16 protein-coding genes are annotated in these 14,928 nt (G+C 54.7%); 10 read left to right on the forward strand and 6 right to left on the reverse strand.

The genetic code is table 11. The annotated features are described in order from the left end of the window. Window positions 1–199: 199 nt before the first annotated feature. A complete protein-coding gene (gene hrpB, locus MUU46_RS07975; RefSeq protein ID WP_258965253.1) occupies window positions 200–2,629 on the reverse strand; it encodes an ATP-dependent helicase HrpB in 2,430 nt (809 codons plus the stop codon). 73 nt (window positions 2,630–2,702) lie between these two features. Here hrpB and thpR point away from each other — a divergent pair, with 73 nt between their 5' ends. The 9 genes from thpR (at window position 2,703) to panD (ending at window position 9,838) form a co-directional block, all read left to right on the forward strand. Continuing rightward, window positions 2,703–3,233 carry an RNA 2',3'-cyclic phosphodiesterase gene (thpR, locus tag MUU46_RS07980; protein ID WP_258965254.1) on the forward strand — a complete coding sequence of 177 codons (531 nt, stop codon included), beginning with the start codon at window positions 2,703–2,705 and terminating at the stop codon, window positions 3,231–3,233. Between the two features lie 12 nt (window positions 3,234–3,245). Further along, window positions 3,246–3,971: a DNA/RNA nuclease SfsA gene (gene sfsA, locus MUU46_RS07985; protein WP_258965255.1), complete on the forward strand. Its 726-nt coding sequence runs from the start codon at window positions 3,246–3,248 to the stop codon at window positions 3,969–3,971. Window positions 3,972–4,126: 155 nt separating this feature from the next. Continuing rightward, window positions 4,127–4,582, forward strand: a complete 456-nt coding sequence (dksA, locus tag MUU46_RS07990) for an RNA polymerase-binding protein DksA (RefSeq protein WP_159761147.1) — start codon at window positions 4,127–4,129, stop codon at window positions 4,580–4,582. Between the two features lie 64 nt (window positions 4,583–4,646). Next, on the forward strand, window positions 4,647–5,501 hold the full coding sequence (gene gluQRS / locus MUU46_RS07995) for a tRNA glutamyl-Q(34) synthetase GluQRS (RefSeq protein WP_258965256.1): 855 nt from the start codon (window positions 4,647–4,649) through the stop codon (window positions 5,499–5,501). Between the two features lie 94 nt (window positions 5,502–5,595). Beyond that, window positions 5,596–6,993, forward strand: a complete 1,398-nt coding sequence (gene pcnB / locus MUU46_RS08000) for a polynucleotide adenylyltransferase PcnB (protein ID WP_159761266.1) — start codon at window positions 5,596–5,598, stop codon at window positions 6,991–6,993. Next, window positions 6,990–7,469, forward strand: coding sequence for a 2-amino-4-hydroxy-6-hydroxymethyldihydropteridine diphosphokinase (gene folK / locus MUU46_RS08005; RefSeq protein WP_159761143.1), 480 nt, complete (start codon window positions 6,990–6,992; stop codon window positions 7,467–7,469). Before pcnB ends, folK begins: the two co-directional genes overlap by 4 nt. 75 nt (window positions 7,470–7,544) lie before the next feature. Continuing rightward, window positions 7,545–8,336, forward strand: coding sequence for a 3-methyl-2-oxobutanoate hydroxymethyltransferase (gene panB / locus MUU46_RS08010; protein WP_258965257.1), 792 nt, complete (start codon window positions 7,545–7,547; stop codon window positions 8,334–8,336). A 10-nt stretch (window positions 8,337–8,346) separates the two neighbouring features. Further along, window positions 8,347–9,210: a pantoate--beta-alanine ligase gene (panC, locus tag MUU46_RS08015; protein WP_159761141.1), complete on the forward strand. Its 864-nt coding sequence runs from the start codon at window positions 8,347–8,349 to the stop codon at window positions 9,208–9,210. A 247-nt stretch (window positions 9,211–9,457) separates the two neighbouring features. After that, on the forward strand, window positions 9,458–9,838 hold the full coding sequence (panD, locus tag MUU46_RS08020; protein ID WP_159761139.1) for an aspartate 1-decarboxylase: 381 nt from the start codon (window positions 9,458–9,460) through the stop codon (window positions 9,836–9,838). Window positions 9,839–9,841: 3 nt separating this feature from the next. On the opposite strand, the gene MUU46_RS08025 is transcribed toward panD, so the two are convergent. From MUU46_RS08025 to MUU46_RS08040, 4 genes are all read right to left on the reverse strand, one after another. Continuing rightward, window positions 9,842–11,089, reverse strand: a complete 1,248-nt coding sequence (locus MUU46_RS08025) for a polysaccharide deacetylase family protein (RefSeq protein ID WP_258965258.1) — start codon at window positions 11,087–11,089, stop codon at window positions 9,842–9,844. Window positions 11,090–11,150: 61 nt separating this feature from the next. Then, on the reverse strand, window positions 11,151–11,591 hold the full coding sequence (locus tag MUU46_RS08030) for a PTS sugar transporter subunit IIA (RefSeq protein ID WP_159761135.1): 441 nt from the start codon (window positions 11,589–11,591) through the stop codon (window positions 11,151–11,153). A 110-nt stretch (window positions 11,592–11,701) separates the two neighbouring features. Continuing rightward, window positions 11,702–12,472, reverse strand: coding sequence for an ABC transporter permease (locus MUU46_RS08035; protein WP_110510809.1), 771 nt, complete (start codon window positions 12,470–12,472; stop codon window positions 11,702–11,704). Continuing rightward, window positions 12,469–13,395, reverse strand: a complete 927-nt coding sequence (locus MUU46_RS08040; RefSeq protein ID WP_159761133.1) for an ABC transporter ATP-binding protein — start codon at window positions 13,393–13,395, stop codon at window positions 12,469–12,471. The genes MUU46_RS08035 and MUU46_RS08040 overlap by 4 nt, the downstream gene beginning before the upstream one ends. A 106-nt stretch (window positions 13,396–13,501) precedes the next feature. Here MUU46_RS08040 and can point away from each other — a divergent pair, with 106 nt between their 5' ends. Next, a complete protein-coding gene (gene can / locus MUU46_RS08045; protein WP_110510807.1) occupies window positions 13,502–14,164 on the forward strand; it encodes a carbonate dehydratase in 663 nt (220 codons plus the stop codon). A gap of 92 nt (window positions 14,165–14,256) precedes the next feature. On the opposite strand, the gene hpt is transcribed toward can, so the two are convergent. Then, complete coding sequence (gene hpt, locus MUU46_RS08050; protein ID WP_258965259.1) at window positions 14,257–14,793, reverse strand: hypoxanthine phosphoribosyltransferase; 537 nt, start codon at window positions 14,791–14,793, stop codon at window positions 14,257–14,259. Window positions 14,794–14,928 lie beyond the last annotated feature (135 nt).

A 14,928-nucleotide genomic window follows, 5' to 3' on the forward strand; every position in this document is an offset into this window, starting at 1 on the left:
CCGCTAAATTCAGGCGTAAGCGCCTGATTCTCTTTTCTTTCACATCATGGTGAAAGAAGAAATCTCTCAAAATAAACGTGTTTGCCCCTCACCCTAACCCTCTCCCGAAAGGGGCGAGGGAACTGGCCGGTGCGGTTTACTCCCTCTCCCTGTGAGAGAGGGTCGGGGTGAGGGCATCAGCCCGCACCGTTCCCCAAAACTACGAATACTTTTTCGTGCGTCGCGTTGGTGCCGTGCTCGCCGGGTCATCCGGCCAGACGTGTTTCGGGTAACGCCCTTTCATCTCTTTCTGCACTTCACGGTAGGCGCCCGCCCAAAACGCACTAAGATCACGCGTGATTTGTAACGGTCGCTGTGCCGGAGACAGTAGCTCCAGCACCAGCGCCACGCGGCCTTGCGCGATAGTCGGCGTACTCGCCTCACCAAACATTTCCTGCATTCGCACCGACAAAACGGGTGGGTTATCCGCATCATAACGCAGGGCAATCCGGCTTCCAGTCGGCACAGTGTAATGCGTGGGTAGCTCACTATCCAGACGTTGTCGTAATGACCAGGGCAGTAAACCCTGTAATGCCTGGGTGATATTCAGCGCCTTCAGGGCTTTCAGCGAATGTACACCGGTCATGTGCGGCAGCAGCCAGGACTCAAGCCCAGTCAACAATGCTGCATCATCCACCGCAGGCCATTCGTCTTCGGACAACCAACGGGCGGCGCTCTGAATACGCAAGCGTAGCTGCTCCGCTTCCGGCGTCCAGTTAAGAATACTCAGGCCTTTATCACGCAGGCCGTTGAGCATTGCCTGATGCAGTTCGTCTTCGGAAGGTTTCGCCAACGGTTGCACCTTTATTGTCAGCTGCCCGATACGGCTGCGACGCCAGGCTTTCAGCGTGCCCTGGTTTTCATCCCATTCGATGGTGTCAGACTGCGAAAGCAGTTCAGGGCATTCGGCCACCAGCGTGTCGATGTCGAGCGCCTGTGCCTGTAAAATTCGCGCATCCGGGGACTGGCTGCCCTGCAATAGAAGTGGCGCAATCAGCCATTCATGGCGACCCAGCGCATCGTCGGCATCAAGCATCGCGCCCATGCCGTTCGCTAGCTGGTAGCGCCCTTCCTGGCCGCGTCGTCGCGCTATGCGATCGGCAAACCCTTTCGCCAGCAGTGCCGTTATTCGTCCGGCATCGGGCTGCCCGGATAGGTTATTAATGCGCTGGCTCAGCGCTTTGGCGCGCTGCTGCCAGTTCGGCTGATGACGCGAAAACGCCATTCCGAGGTCAGCATTTCCGCCACGCGGCGGCTCTTCCAGAATGGCAGCCAATTTTGCAGCAGTCGCCACTTCGTCCGGCGAATCTGCCGCCACCAGCATCGCCGCCAGACGCGGGTCATTACCGAGGGTCGCCATTTTCTGCCCCTGCGCCGTCAGTTGTTTACCGTTGAACGCGCCAAGCTGGGACAACAACGTTCGCGCAGCCGTCAGATTTGTGGCTGGCGGTTGATCCAACCAGTTCAACTGCGCCGGATCCTGACAGCCCCACTGCAACAGTTCGAGCACCAGCCCGCATAAATCACTCTGCAAGATTTCCGGCTCGCCCTGCGCCGCCGCGCGTTCTGCCTGCTCTTTGCCTAATAGATGCAGACAAATCCCCGGCTCAAGTCGTCCGGCACGACCAGCACGTTGAGTCATTGACGCCTGGCTGACGCGCTGGGTAAGTAAACGCGTCAATCCGGAGCGTGGGTCGAAACGCGCCACACGCTCCTGGGCGCAATCGACGACCAGACGAATGCCTTCAATAGTCAGACTGGTTTCTGCGATGTTGGTCGCCAGCACCACTTTGCGCAGCCCTTTTTCTGCCGGTAGGATAGCCTTGCGCTGTTCGCTTAACGACAGCGCCCCGTACAACGGGCACAGCACCACATCAGTACCTACCCGCCCAGCGAGCTGGTCCTGTACACGCTGGATTTCACCCACTCCCGGTAAAAACAGCAGCAGCGAGCCTGCCTCATTGCGCAGCAGTTCCGCCGTAGCCGCCGCCACGGCTTCATCAAAACGCTGATGAGTGGCTAGCGCCTGATAGCGCCTTTCCACCGGGAACGCACGGCCCTCGGACGAAATCACCGGCGCGTCGGGCAAAAGCATCTGCAATCGGACGTTATCCAGCGTCGCGGACATGATCAGCAGTTTTAAATCGTCTCGCAGCCCTTGCTGCACATCGAGCAACAGTGCCAGAGCTAAATCGGCCTGTAGGCTGCGTTCATGGAATTCATCGAGGATAACCAACCCAACGCCGCTCAGTTCTGGGTCGCGCTGGATCATGCGAGTAAGAATGCCTTCCGTCACCACTTCGAGGCAGGTGTTTTTACCGACGCAGGTTTCGGCGCGCATTCGATAGCCCACGGTGTCGCCCGGCTTCTCATTCAGCAGTTCCGCCAGCCGCTGAGCAACGTTTCGCGCCGCCAGTCGGCGCGGTTCCAGCAGGATAATTTTGCCCTGAATGCCGCCGGATTGCAGGATTTGCAGCGGCAGCCAGGTCGATTTACCGGCGCCGGTGGGCGCGTTCAGCAGCACCTGGGGCGCAGTATTGAGCGCCTGGAGAAGTTCAGGAAGGACAGAGGCGACCGGCAATGACGACACAAAGGGCTCCAGTGGGTGACTTTAAATGGCCCGGCATTGTAGCATTGCGCTAAATCATTACCGAGACCCTGGCATGCCCGAACCCAAAAGACTGTTTTTCGCTCTTGAGCTTCCTGATGACGTACAGCAGCAGATTATTCACTGGCGTGCCGCAAACTTCCCCGCCGACAGCGGGCGTCCAGTGGCTGCCGCGAATTTACATCTAACGCTGGCGTTCCTGGGCGAAGTGAGTGCAGACAAACAGCGGGCGTTAGAGACGTTGGCCGGGCGCATCCGCCAGCCGGGTTTCACATTAGATCTCAATGACGCCGGACAGTGGTTGCGTTCACAGGTGGTGTGGCTCGGCACGCGCCAACCGCCACGCGGGTTATTACAGCTGGCGAATATGCTGCGCGCTCAGGCGGCCCGCAGCGGCTGTTATCAAAGCCCGCAGCCGTTCCACCCGCACATTACGCTGCTGCGCAATACGGCGACCGCCGTGCCCATTCCCGCGCCGGGTTTTAGCTGGCAGGTGCCCATCTCTGAATTTGCGCTGTACGCCTCTGAATACTCCCGCGGACGCACCCGTTATACCCGGCTTACGCGCTGGACACTTACCGAATAACAAGGAATCGTCATGCAGTTTCTGCCGCCGTTAAAACACGCCCGCCTTATTCAGCGCTATAAACGTTTTCTGGCCGACGTTATCACCCCCGAAGGTGAAGAATTAACCCTGCATTGTCCAAACACCGGTGCAATGACCGGCTGCGCTACCCCGGGCGATACCGTCTGGTACTCGACTTCGGACAGTAAAACGCGCAAATACCCACACACCTGGGAAATCACCGAGACGCAGACGGGTGCATTTATTTGTGTCAACACATTACGGGCCAATCAGCTGGTAAAAGAAGCTATTCAGGCAGAAGCTATTCCCGAGCTGAAGGGTTATAGCGTGTTGAAAAACGAAGTGAAATACGGTTCAGAGCGCAGCCGGATTGATTTCAAGTTAGAGGCGGAAGAGCGTCCTGACTGCTATATTGAAGTGAAATCGGTTACGTTAGCGGAACAAGAGTGTGGTTATTTCCCCGATGCGGTGACAGAACGTGGTCAGAAGCATTTGCGAGAGCTGATGGGCGTGGCGGCCTCAGGTGACCGTGCCGTGGTGTTCTTTGCGGTACTTCACTCTGCCATTACCCAATTTTCACCCGCGCGCCATATCGATCCGACGTACGCGCAGTTGTTGAATGAGGCACAAAACAAGGGGGTCGAAATTCTGGCTTATAAAGCGGAACTTTCTGCCGATAATATGACTCTGATAGAGCCGTTACCCGTGGTGCTAACACCAGTGAAAACGGTTGAATAATAAATGTGCTGGTCGCGTGCGCAAATACGCTTTTCCTCACAGGGTTGTCAAGTGTAACGTTTAGACAATTGCTATCCTGAAAAGCTTCTGCTATTTATAGCGGCCTGATTTTTCCCCCACATGGGGATCGATAGTGCGTGTTAAGGAGAAGCAACATGCAAGAAGGGCAAATCCGTAAAACATCGTCCCTGAGTATTCTCGCCATCGCTGGGGTGGAGCCATACCAAGAGAAGCCGGGTGAAGAGTATATGAACGAAGCCCAGCTGTCTCACTTCAGGCGTATCCTTGAAGCGTGGCGTAACCAACTTAGGGATGAAGTTGATCGTACCGTTACTCATATGCAAGACGAAGCAGCTAACTTCCCGGATCCGGTAGACCGTGCCGCACAGGAAGAAGAATTCAGCCTCGAACTGCGTAACCGCGACCGTGAGCGCAAACTGATCAAAAAGATCGAAAAAACGCTCAAGAAGGTTGAAGACGAAGATTTCGGTTACTGCGAATCCTGCGGAGTTGAAATCGGTATCCGTCGTCTGGAAGCGCGTCCGACTGCCGATCTGTGCATCGACTGCAAAACGCTGGCGGAAATCCGCGAAAAGCAGATGGCTGGCTAAGCCATTCGTTTCGCATAACATCACCATGGCGGGAGCTTTCTCCCGCCTTGTTCTTTTTTGGCATATGGCAAATTCAGATTATACAGGGCGTTTTGCCCCTTCCCCCTCTGGCGAACTTCATTTTGGCTCATTGATTGCCGCGCTTGGCAGCTATTTACAGGCCCGCGCCCAACAGGGAAAGTGGTTAGTTCGTATTGAAGATATTGATCCTCCCCGTGAGGTTCCCGGTGCTGCAAATATCATTCTGCATCAGCTGGAACATTATGGCCTGCTCTGGGATGGCGAAGTTGTGTGGCAATCTCAACGCCATGACGCCTACCGTGAACGACTCGCCTGGTTGCGCGAACAGGGGCTGAGCTATTACTGCACCTGTACCCGCGCGCGAATTCAGAGCGTCGGCGGCATTTACGACGGCCACTGCCGGACGCTGCATCTTGGCCCGCAGAATGCGGCACTGCGCTTACACCAGACTCAACCGGTATTGCAATTTGACGATAGACTGCGCGGCACGATTGTCACCAACGAGCCGCTGGCGCGGGAAGATTTTATTATTCACCGCCGTGATGGTTTATTTGCCTACAATCTTGCCGTGGTGGTCGACGATCATTTTCAGGGCGTGACGGAAATCGTGCGCGGCGCAGATTTAATTGAACCGACGGTGCGACAAATTTCACTGTACCGCCATTTTGGCTGGCCTGTTCCAGGCTATGTTCATCTGCCGTTGGCGTTAAATAGCGACGGCAATAAATTGTCGAAACAAAATCATGCGCCTGCGTTATCAACCGGCGACCCACGCCCGGAATTAATCCGGGCCTTACAGTTTCTTAATCAGGCTATTGTTAAAGAGTGGCAGGACATGACGCTCGAGGATCTGCTGAAAAACGCGGTGCAAAACTGGAACCTTTCATCAGTTGCATAAATGGAGCATTCTCAAATGCCTCTCGCTGAGCTATGATTAGCCGCTATTTTTTTGTCCTCATGACTTCCGACTGACTTGAAAACCGAGGTGCAACATTTTTACCCGAGTCGCTAATTTTTGCCGTAAGGTGCTTACCCGTGAAGAAACCGGGGCTGAAACCGTCGAGATAAAACCAGAAATGACGGTTATTCCGCGTGAGCAGCACGCTATTTCCCGCAAAGATATCAGTGAAAATGCCCTCAAGGTGCTCTACCGTCTGAACAAAGCGGGCTACGAGGCTTATCTCGTGGGCGGCGGCGTGCGCGATTTGCTGCTGGACAAAAAACCCAAAGATTTCGATGTGACCACCAGCGCGACGCCGGAACAAGTTCGCAAACTGTTCCGCAACTGTCGTTTGATTGGTCGCCGTTTCCGTCTGGCCCACGTGATGTTTGGCCCCGAAATTATTGAAGTGGCGACCTTCCGTGGCCATCACGAAGGGACGCCGGACGATCGCGCCACCTCACAGCGCGGCCAGAACGGTATGCTGCTGCGTGATAACATCTTCGGTTCCATCGAAGAAGATGCCCAGCGTCGTGACTTCACCATCAACAGCCTTTACTACAGCGTGGCAGACTTTACGGTTCGCGATTACGTTGGCGGGATGCGCGATTTGCAGGACGGCGTCATTCGCCTGATCGGCAACCCAGAAACCCGCTACCGTGAAGATCCGGTGCGGATGCTGCGCGCGGTGCGCTTTGCTGCCAAGCTGAATATGCGAATCAGTACAGAAACGGCTGAGCCTATCCCACGCCTGGCAACGCTTATCAACGACGTGCCGCCGGCGCGCCTTTTTGAAGAATCCCTGAAGCTGCTGCAGGCAGGTTACGGTTACGAAACCTATAAACTGCTGCGCGAATACAGCCTGTTCCAGCCGCTGTTCCCGACCATCACCCGCTACTTCACCGAAAACGGTGATAGCCCGATGGAACGCATCGTCAGCCAGGTGTTTAAAAACACCGACACCCGAATTCACAACGACATGCGCGTGAATCCGGCGTTCCTGTTTGCCGCAATGTTCTGGTATCCGCTGCTCGAAACCGCACAGCGCATCACCCAGGAAAGTGGTCTGGCCTATTTCGACGCATTCGCCATGGCAATGAATGACGTGCTGGACGAGGCTTGCCGTTCGCTGGCTATTCCGAAACGTATTACCGCACTGGTGCGCGATATCTGGCAGCTGCAACTGCGCATGTCCCGTCGTCAGGGTAAACGCGCATGGAAGCTGATGGAGCATCCTAAATTCCGCGCCGCCTACGATCTGCTGGCGCTGCGTGCCGAAGCGGAAAACAACCATGAACTGCAGCGTTTGACGCAGTGGTGGGGCGAATTCCAGGTGGCAGCACCACCGGCTCAGAAAGACATGCTCAACGGTCTGGATGAAGAACCGGCTGCGCGTCGTCGCCATCGTCGTCCACGCAAGCGTGCGCCTCGTCAGGGCGGCACCGCATGACACGCGTTTACATCGCCGTCGGCAGCAATCTAGCTTCACCGCTCGATCAGGTGAACGCGGCGATTGCTGCCCTGGGCGAAATCCCGCAAACCGCCGTCGTGGCGGTTTCGTCGTTTTATCGCACGCCGCCATTGGGTCCGCAGGATCAACCTGACTATCTCAACGCCGCCGTGGCGCTGGATACCGACCTCGAACCAGAAGCGCTGCTGGATAACACCCAACGCATCGAACTCGAGCAGGGCCGTACCCGCAAAGCCGAACGCTGGGGGCCGCGCACGCTTGACCTCGACATTATGCTGTTTGGTGAGCTAACGCTGAACAGCGAGCGCCTGACCGTGCCGCATTACGACATGCACAACCGCGGCTTTATGCTGTGGCCGCTGGCAGAAATCGCGCCAGACCTGACCTTCCCCGACGGCACCTCGCTGACCACATTGCTGCAACGCCTTAACTGTACAAAACCCGCTCACTGGTAAACAGCAAAACCATTGCCCCGCTCTATCTGACTGATACAATGCCGCTAGATTCGGCTTTCGTTATCAGGAAACGCTATGAAACCCACCACCATCTCCCTGCTGCAGAAATGCAAACAGGAAAAGAAACGCTTCGCCACCATCACCGCCTATGATTTCAGCTTCGCGAAACTGTTCGCCGATGCCGGAATCGACGTCATGCTGGTCGGTGATTCATTGGGTATGACCGTTCAGGGCCACGACTCAACGCTGCCTGTCACCGTCGACGATATCGCTTACCACACGCGCGCCGTGCGCCGTGGTGCGCCGAATTGCCTGCTGCTGGCTGACCTGCCGTTTATGGCTTATGCCACGCCGGAGCAGGCATTTGATAATTCTGCCGTGGTCATGCGCGCCGGTGCCAATATGGTGAAGCTGGAAGGCGGCGCCTGGCTCGCTTCAACCGTAAAAATGCTGGCCGAACGCGCCGTGCCGGTGTGCGGTCATCTCGGCCTGACCCCACAGTCGGTTAACGTCTTCGGCGGCTATAAAGTGCAGGGCCGTGGCGATGCCGCACAAACCCTGTTTGACGATGCTCTGGCACTGGAAGCCGCCGGTATTCAGCTGTTAGTGCTGGAATGCGTCCCGGTCGCGTTGGCGAAACGCATTACCGACGCACTGACCATTCCGGTTATCGGTATCGGTGCCGGGAACGTCACTGATGGGCAAATTTTGGTGATGCACGATGCGTTCGGCATTACCGGTGGCCACATCCCTAAATTTGCGAAAAATTTTCTGACCGATGCCGGCGACATGCGCGCCGCGGTGCGGCAGTATATTGCCGAAGTCGAGTCCGGAGTCTATCCGGGCGAAGAACACAGTTTCCATTAAGGAGTTTGTTGTGTTGATTATCGAAACCCTTCCGCTGCTGCGCCAGCATATCCGTCGTCTTCGTCAGGAAGGCAAACGCATCGCGCTGGTGCCAACCATGGGCAACCTGCACGACGGTCATATGAAGTTGGTTGATGAAGCGAAAGCCGCTGCCGATGTGGTGGTGGTCAGTATCTTTGTGAACCCGATGCAATTCGACAGAGCTGACGACCTGGCCCGCTATCCGCGCACCTTGCAGGAAGACAGCGAGAAGCTGAACAAACGTAAAGTCGATTTCGTATTCTGCCCTGCCCCGGCTGATATTTATCCGCAGGGTACGGAGACTCAAACGTTTGTCGAGGTACCGGGCATTTCTACCATGTTGGAAGGCGCGAGCCGTCCGGGCCATTTCCGTGGCGTCTCCACCATCGTCAGTAAACTGTTCAACTTGGTTCAGCCGGACGTCGCCTGCTTTGGCGAGAAAGATTTCCAGCAGTTGGCGCTGATCCGCAAGATGGCGGCCGATATGGGCTATGACATTGATATCATCGGTGTGCCAACGGTGCGCGCGAAAGACGGTCTGGCCCTGAGTTCCCGCAACGGTTATCTCACCAGCGATCAGCGTAAAATCGCGCCAGGTCTGAGCAAAGTGATGAATGCCATGGCGGGCAAACTGCGTGAAGGCGATCGTGGTCTGGAAGAGATGATTGCGCTGGCAGAACAAGAATTGAACGAGAAAGGCTTCCGCGCCGACGACATTCAGATCCGCGATGCGGATACGCTTTTAGCGCTCTCAGATACCAGCCAGCGGGCGGTTATCCTGATGGCGGCATGGCTTGGCCAGGCGCGTCTTATCGATAACAAAACGGTGGAATTAACCCAGAGTGCCCAATAGATTTCACGTTGCATAAAGGCGGCAAGTGAGCAAATCCGATGAGTTTACTTAGGTGGATGATTCGGGTTTGCGAAGACAGCCAACGCATTTGCAGCGTGAAAGATGACGGACATAGACAGGGGTTAAAAAACGGGCAATACTGCGCCAATAAATTTGGTGAATATATCCTCACTCCCTGCCCCCCACGCCTCTAAAAGAGATGGGGGAAACAGGGTTGAGAGGGCTACACAGCAACAAAGGTAAAGTTATGATTCGCACTATGCTGCAGGGCAAGCTCCACCGCGTAAAAGTCACTCATGCGGACCTGCATTATGAAGGCTCTTGCGCCATCGACCAGGATTTCCTCGACGCATCCGGGATCCTTGAAAACGAAGCCATTGATATCTGGAATGTGAACAACGGCAAACGTTTCTCAACCTATGCCATCGCGGCAGAGCGCGGCTCGAAAATCATTTCCGTGAACGGCGCGGCGGCACACAATGCCGACGTGGGCGACATCGTGATTATCGCGAGCTTTGTGACCATGTCTGACGCCGAGGCACGCACCTGGCGTCCAAACGTGGCCTACTTTGAGGGCGACAACGACATGAAGCGCACGGCAAAAGCCATTCCGGTTCAGGTCGCGTAAGATCTACCCTTGCGGCTGGTTGCTGATCAGCCGCGACATCGTCTCTAAAGAATCTGTTCTTAAGATGTACAGGCGTTTCAGTAAGAACGGATTATCTCCCGGCTTCACCTTCCCTTTCACCGTCGTCACCGCCATATGAAAACCAGCATCGTTCGCCGCCTGCACCGCCGTGGTGTTATAGCCACCAAACGGATAGGACAGATACAGCACGTGCGGGTTGAACTGGCCCAGCGCTCGGCGTGAACGTTCGAAATCAAACAAAACATTGTGATAGCTGCGGCTCAGCAAAATAGGCCGACGGTGCGCGTCCACGCGGTGCAAAAAGTGGGTGTGCGACTGAATGTCAAACACGTCCTGAATCTGCCTCAGCTCTGAAATACTCATAAATTGCAGCGACTTAGGATCCCACCTCTGCGGATGATGTTTGATGCGCGACGAGATGATGAACGCTGTGGCCTTGAAGCCGTACTCTTTTAGCACCGGCCAGGCGTAGCGATTGACCGATTTCAGACCATCATCGAAGGTAATGACCACCGAACGAGCCGGTAAATTCATCTTATTACGGACATAACCTTCGAGCTGGTACATCGTCAGCGTGGTGTAGCCCTGATCGCGCAGCCAGGTCATTTGGTTGCTGAATGCACGCACCGAGGTCGTCGTGGAGGTATGGCGAAAACGCGTGTTTTCTTCGTCGCGCAAAATGTGGTGATACGTCACGATCGGAATACCGTTATCCTGCAGCGCATCCAGGCTACTGACCCACGCCAGCCGGTTACCAATACGGATTTGAAACCAGGTCTGATTCAGACGGTCTTTCAGTTTGGCAATAATCGGGTAGCGGATATTGTCTGCCAGCACGCCAAACGGCGCACTGCCCAGATTTGGCGCGTTATACATCTTCGTGTCCCGCCAGGTAACGAGATTCTGATTACTGAGCGGTTTGTTCAAATCGCCGAGACTGTCTTCCACCCGCTGTTTACCCTGCACCGGCTCGAGATGCCCTTTATCGATAAATCCGGTACCAAAGCCAAAGCTGAATTCGTAGTAATCGGCCGCAGTCGGTACCACAGCGAGTATTTGCCCCTCTTCCACGGTTCCGACGGTGACGACGTCATTACCCAGCTGCGCCCAGATTATGGCGTCTTCGGTGGTTTGCATGTAGCGGGCGGGCTGCCCATGTTGGCTCAACAAACTGGCAGAGACACTGCCAGAAAGAAGGACTAAAAAGGAGAAAATAACGCGAATCAGCATGCGCTCTAACCGGTGCGATATGAAGCTGTTAGTTTAACAAAAGTGCCATCAATACCAATGGTTAATTTGCATACAGGTCATGCAGCAGGACAAACGGGGGATTTTTTTGCTGTTGATGCCACAGACTGCTGGCATCGGGATAGCCTAAGGTCACGAAAGCATTACGAAACGCCTCGCTACTTAATGTCGCGCGTAGCGGTACCATTCTTTCGATAAGTGAATAGCTGATACCGGAAATGACTTCACAGTGGGAATGTTTATGGCTCATTAACGCCGCAACGCGATAGGGCGCGTCTCCCGCGCTGTCGGTCAGAAAAATAACGCCATCACCGGAATCGGTTTCATGCAGCGCATCGCACATCATACGACTGAGCATATTGGTGCTGAGACCACGCCAGAAACTCACCACCCGGCACTGTGGCAGCGGTCCAAATTTCTTTTCCAGACGATCCAGCAGCGCCTGCGCCCTATCGTCATGGCAGGTAATCACCCAACCTAACATAGCCCAGCTCCTTAGCAGACAAGTAGTTTATCGGAGTGAAGGTTCAGGAGGGGTGCGATTGATCAAGGTTTGAGGCCGGGCAACGGTGCGTCCCCCGGCTAAAAACAGACTTAGCTACGCAGCCCACGACCACGCTGGATCAAGTACCAGCACAGGGCGTAGAACGCGGCGATAAACACGACCAGCACGCCGACGGTCGTGAACAGCGGGACGTCCGAAATGCCGAGGAAGCCGAAGCGGAAACCGCTGATCATGTAGACAATCGGGTTCAGGTGCGACAGCGCCTGCCAGAACGGCGGCAGCAGCGTCAGCGAGTAGAACACCCCGCCAAGATAGGTCAGCGGCGTTAGCACGAAGGTCGGGATCAGGCTGATATCATCAAACGTTTTGGCGAAGACTGCGTTCAGCAGGCCCGCCAGCGAGAACAGAATCGCCGTCAGAAGCAGCGTCAAACCGACGAACAGCCATGAATGCACCTGGAATGGCACAAAGAACAGCGAAATCGCCGTGACCAGCACGCCGACACACAGCCCGCGCGCCACGCCGCCACCGACGTATCCGGCGATAACCACGTGCGTTGGCACCGGCGCCACCAGCAGCTCTTCAATGTTGCGCTGGAACTTGGCGCTGAAGAACGACGATGCCACGTTTGCATAGGCGTTGGTGATTACCGCCATCATGATTAGGCCAGGCACAATAAACTGCATGTAAGTAAAGCCATGCATCTCGCCAATGCGCGAACCAATCAGGTTGCCGAAGATGATGAAATAAAGGGTCATGGTGATGACCGGCGGTACCAGGGTCTGGATCCAGATGCGCATGAAGCGGTTAATTTCTTTGGCCCAGATACTTTTCAGCGCCACCCAATAGAGCTGCATCATGCCTGTTCTCCTGTCTTATTATGAACCAGCGTGACGAACAGCTCTTCCAGACGGTTGGCCTTGTTACGCATACTCAATACCTGCACGCCCTGCTCGCTCAACTGAGCAAAAACGCTGTTAATCCCCTGCTCACGCAGTACTTCTACTTCAAGCGTTGAGGTATCCATCAGACGATACTGATAGCCTTCGAGGTGCGGCAGCGGACTTTTCGCCGCGAGATCGAGAATGAAGGTTTCAGACTTCAGCTTCGACAGCAGGTTTTTCATCGAGGTATTTTCCACCAGCTGGCCGTGCTGAATGATGCCGATGTTACGGCACAGCATTTCGGCTTCTTCCAGATAGTGGGTGGTCAGAATAATGGTGGTGCCTTTGTCGTTGAGATCTTTGAGGAAGCCCCACATTGAACGACGCAGTTCGATGTCGACGCCCGCGGTAGGCTCATCCAGAATCAACAGTTTTGGCTCATGCATCAGCGCACGGGCAATCATCAAACGGCGCTTCATGCCTCCGGATAACATCCGTGCACGTTCGTTACGTTTTTCCCACAGATCGAGCTGTTTCAGGTACTTTTCACTACGTTCAACCGCTTCTTTGCGCTCGACGCCGTAGTAGCCCGCCTGGTTAACAACAATCTGTTGTACCGTCTCGAACGGGTTAAAGTTGAATTCCTGCGGCACCAGTCCGAGCTGGCGCTTGGCGTTGACCACGTCTTTCGCCAGATCGTAGCCAAATACATTTACCTGACCGGAGGTTTTGTTCACCAGCGAGCTGATAATCCCTATAGTCGTGGATTTCCCCGCACCGTTTGGGCCCAGCAGAGCATAAAAGTCCCCGGCTTCGACCGTCAGGTCAATGCCACGCAGCGCCTGAACGCCGCCTGGGTAAGTCTTTTTAAGCTGTTTCAATTCAAGTGCAATGGTCATTCAGTGTCTCTTATTCAAATCTTGCAATCGATGTATGGTTTTAAATAAAGCCGAGTTGACCTATATTAGCGCAACGCACTTACTTGGTTACAGGTCATTAACCTCCATGAACGACATAGATACACTCATCAGCAATAATGCACTATGGTCAAAGATGCTGAATGAAGAGGATCCTGGTTTCTTTCAGAAACTGGCACAGGCGCAGAAACCGCGCTTTCTATGGATTGGATGCTCAGACAGTCGCGTTCCAGCGGAACGTTTGACGGGTCTGGAGCCGGGTGAACTGTTTGTTCACCGTAACGTGGCCAACCTGGTTGTCCATACCGACTTAAACTGTCTTTCCGTGGTTCAGTATGCGGTAGATGTGCTGGAAGTCGAACACATCATCATTTGCGGTCACTACGGCTGCGGCGGTGTACAGGCGGCGGTTGAGAACCCTGAACTGGGTCTGATCAACAACTGGCTGCTGCATATCCGCGATATCTGGTTCAAGCACAGCTCACTGCTGGGCGAAATGCCGCAGGAACGTCGCATGGACACCCTGTGCGAATTGAACGTAATGGAGCAGGTGTATAACCTCGGCCACTCTACGATCATGCAGTCTGCCTGGAAACGTGGGCAGAAAGTGACGATCCATGGCTGGGCTTACGGCATTCATGATGGCCTGCTGCGTGACCTCAACGTCACCGCGACCAACCGCGAAAGCCTGGAACAGGGTTATCGCATGGCGATCTCTAACCTGCACACTCGCCACATCAATCACAAATAAGTCTGTAAAAAAGCCGGGGGACGATTTCGCCTTTCCCGGCCTACGACAGAGCATCTTTTAAACCCGGTTCGCATTAGCGCCGGGCTTTTTATTTACTCGTCCTGCGGTACCACTTTCCCGACGTACGGCAGATGGCGATAACGCTGCGCGTAATCAATGCCATAGCCCACAACGAACTCATCAGGAATTGAGAAACCCACGAATTCCACCGGAACTTCAACTTCACGACGTTGTGGTTTATCAAGCAGGGTACAAATCGCTAAGGATTTCGGTCCACGCAGGCTCAGGATCTCACGGACTTTGGAGAGCGTGTTTCCGGAGTCGATGATGTCTTCGACAATCAGCACGTCTTTGCCGCGGATATCTTCGTCCAGGTCTTTGAGGATTTTCACATCACGGGTGGTCGACATACCGCTGCCGTAGCTGGAAGCCGTCATAAAATCGACTTCATGGGGGACGTGCACTTCACGACACAGGTCCGCCATAAACATAAATGAGCCGCGAAGCAGGCCAACCAGCACCATTTCGCCGCCGCTGTCCTGATAATGTTCGGTAATTTGACGGCCCAATTCGGCGATACGCGCTTTGATCTCCGCTTCCGGGATCATCACTTCAACAGTATGTTTCATATAACTAACCATCTGATTTCAGAGATAAATCTCTCAACCACGTGTACCTCAGCACACGCCGTTGATCGGCAAGCCATGCAGTATACCAGTAAAACCATTTATCGGGTGTATGAGATAAGAAATCACAAATTGTGA

It is taken from the genome of Scandinavium tedordense (assembly GCF_024764965.1).
In the GTDB taxonomy this organism is placed as follows: Bacteria; Pseudomonadota; Gammaproteobacteria; order Enterobacterales; family Enterobacteriaceae; genus Scandinavium; species Scandinavium tedordense.

Bases quoted from the DNA above. Each gene is read 5' to 3' on its own strand.
- panB (WP_258965257.1), top strand. From the start codon at position 7,545: ATGAAACCCACCACCATCTCCCTGCTGCAGAAATGCAAACAGGAAAAG.
- gluQRS (WP_258965256.1), top strand. From the start codon at position 4,647: ATGGCAAATTCAGATTATACAGGGCGTTTTGCCCCTTCCCCCTCTGGC.
- dksA (WP_159761147.1), top strand. From the start codon at position 4,127: ATGCAAGAAGGGCAAATCCGTAAAACATCGTCCCTGAGTATTCTCGCC.
- MUU46_RS08035 (WP_110510809.1), bottom strand. From the start codon at position 12,472: ATGATGCAGCTCTATTGGGTGGCGCTGAAAAGTATCTGGGCCAAAGAA.
- MUU46_RS08025 (WP_258965258.1), bottom strand. From the start codon at position 11,089: ATGCTGATTCGCGTTATTTTCTCCTTTTTAGTCCTTCTTTCTGGCAGT.
- thpR (WP_258965254.1), top strand. From the start codon at position 2,703: ATGCCCGAACCCAAAAGACTGTTTTTCGCTCTTGAGCTTCCTGATGAC.
- MUU46_RS08030 (WP_159761135.1), bottom strand. From the start codon at position 11,591: ATGTTAGGTTGGGTGATTACCTGCCATGACGATAGGGCGCAGGCGCTG.
- sfsA (WP_258965255.1), top strand. From the start codon at position 3,246: ATGCAGTTTCTGCCGCCGTTAAAACACGCCCGCCTTATTCAGCGCTAT.
- hpt (WP_258965259.1), bottom strand. From the start codon at position 14,793: ATGAAACATACTGTTGAAGTGATGATCCCGGAAGCGGAGATCAAAGCG.
- folK (WP_159761143.1), top strand. From the start codon at position 6,990: ATGACACGCGTTTACATCGCCGTCGGCAGCAATCTAGCTTCACCGCTC.
- can (WP_110510807.1), top strand. From the start codon at position 13,502: ATGAACGACATAGATACACTCATCAGCAATAATGCACTATGGTCAAAG.
- MUU46_RS08040 (WP_159761133.1), bottom strand. From the start codon at position 13,395: ATGACCATTGCACTTGAATTGAAACAGCTTAAAAAGACTTACCCAGGC.
- panD (WP_159761139.1), top strand. From the start codon at position 9,458: ATGATTCGCACTATGCTGCAGGGCAAGCTCCACCGCGTAAAAGTCACT.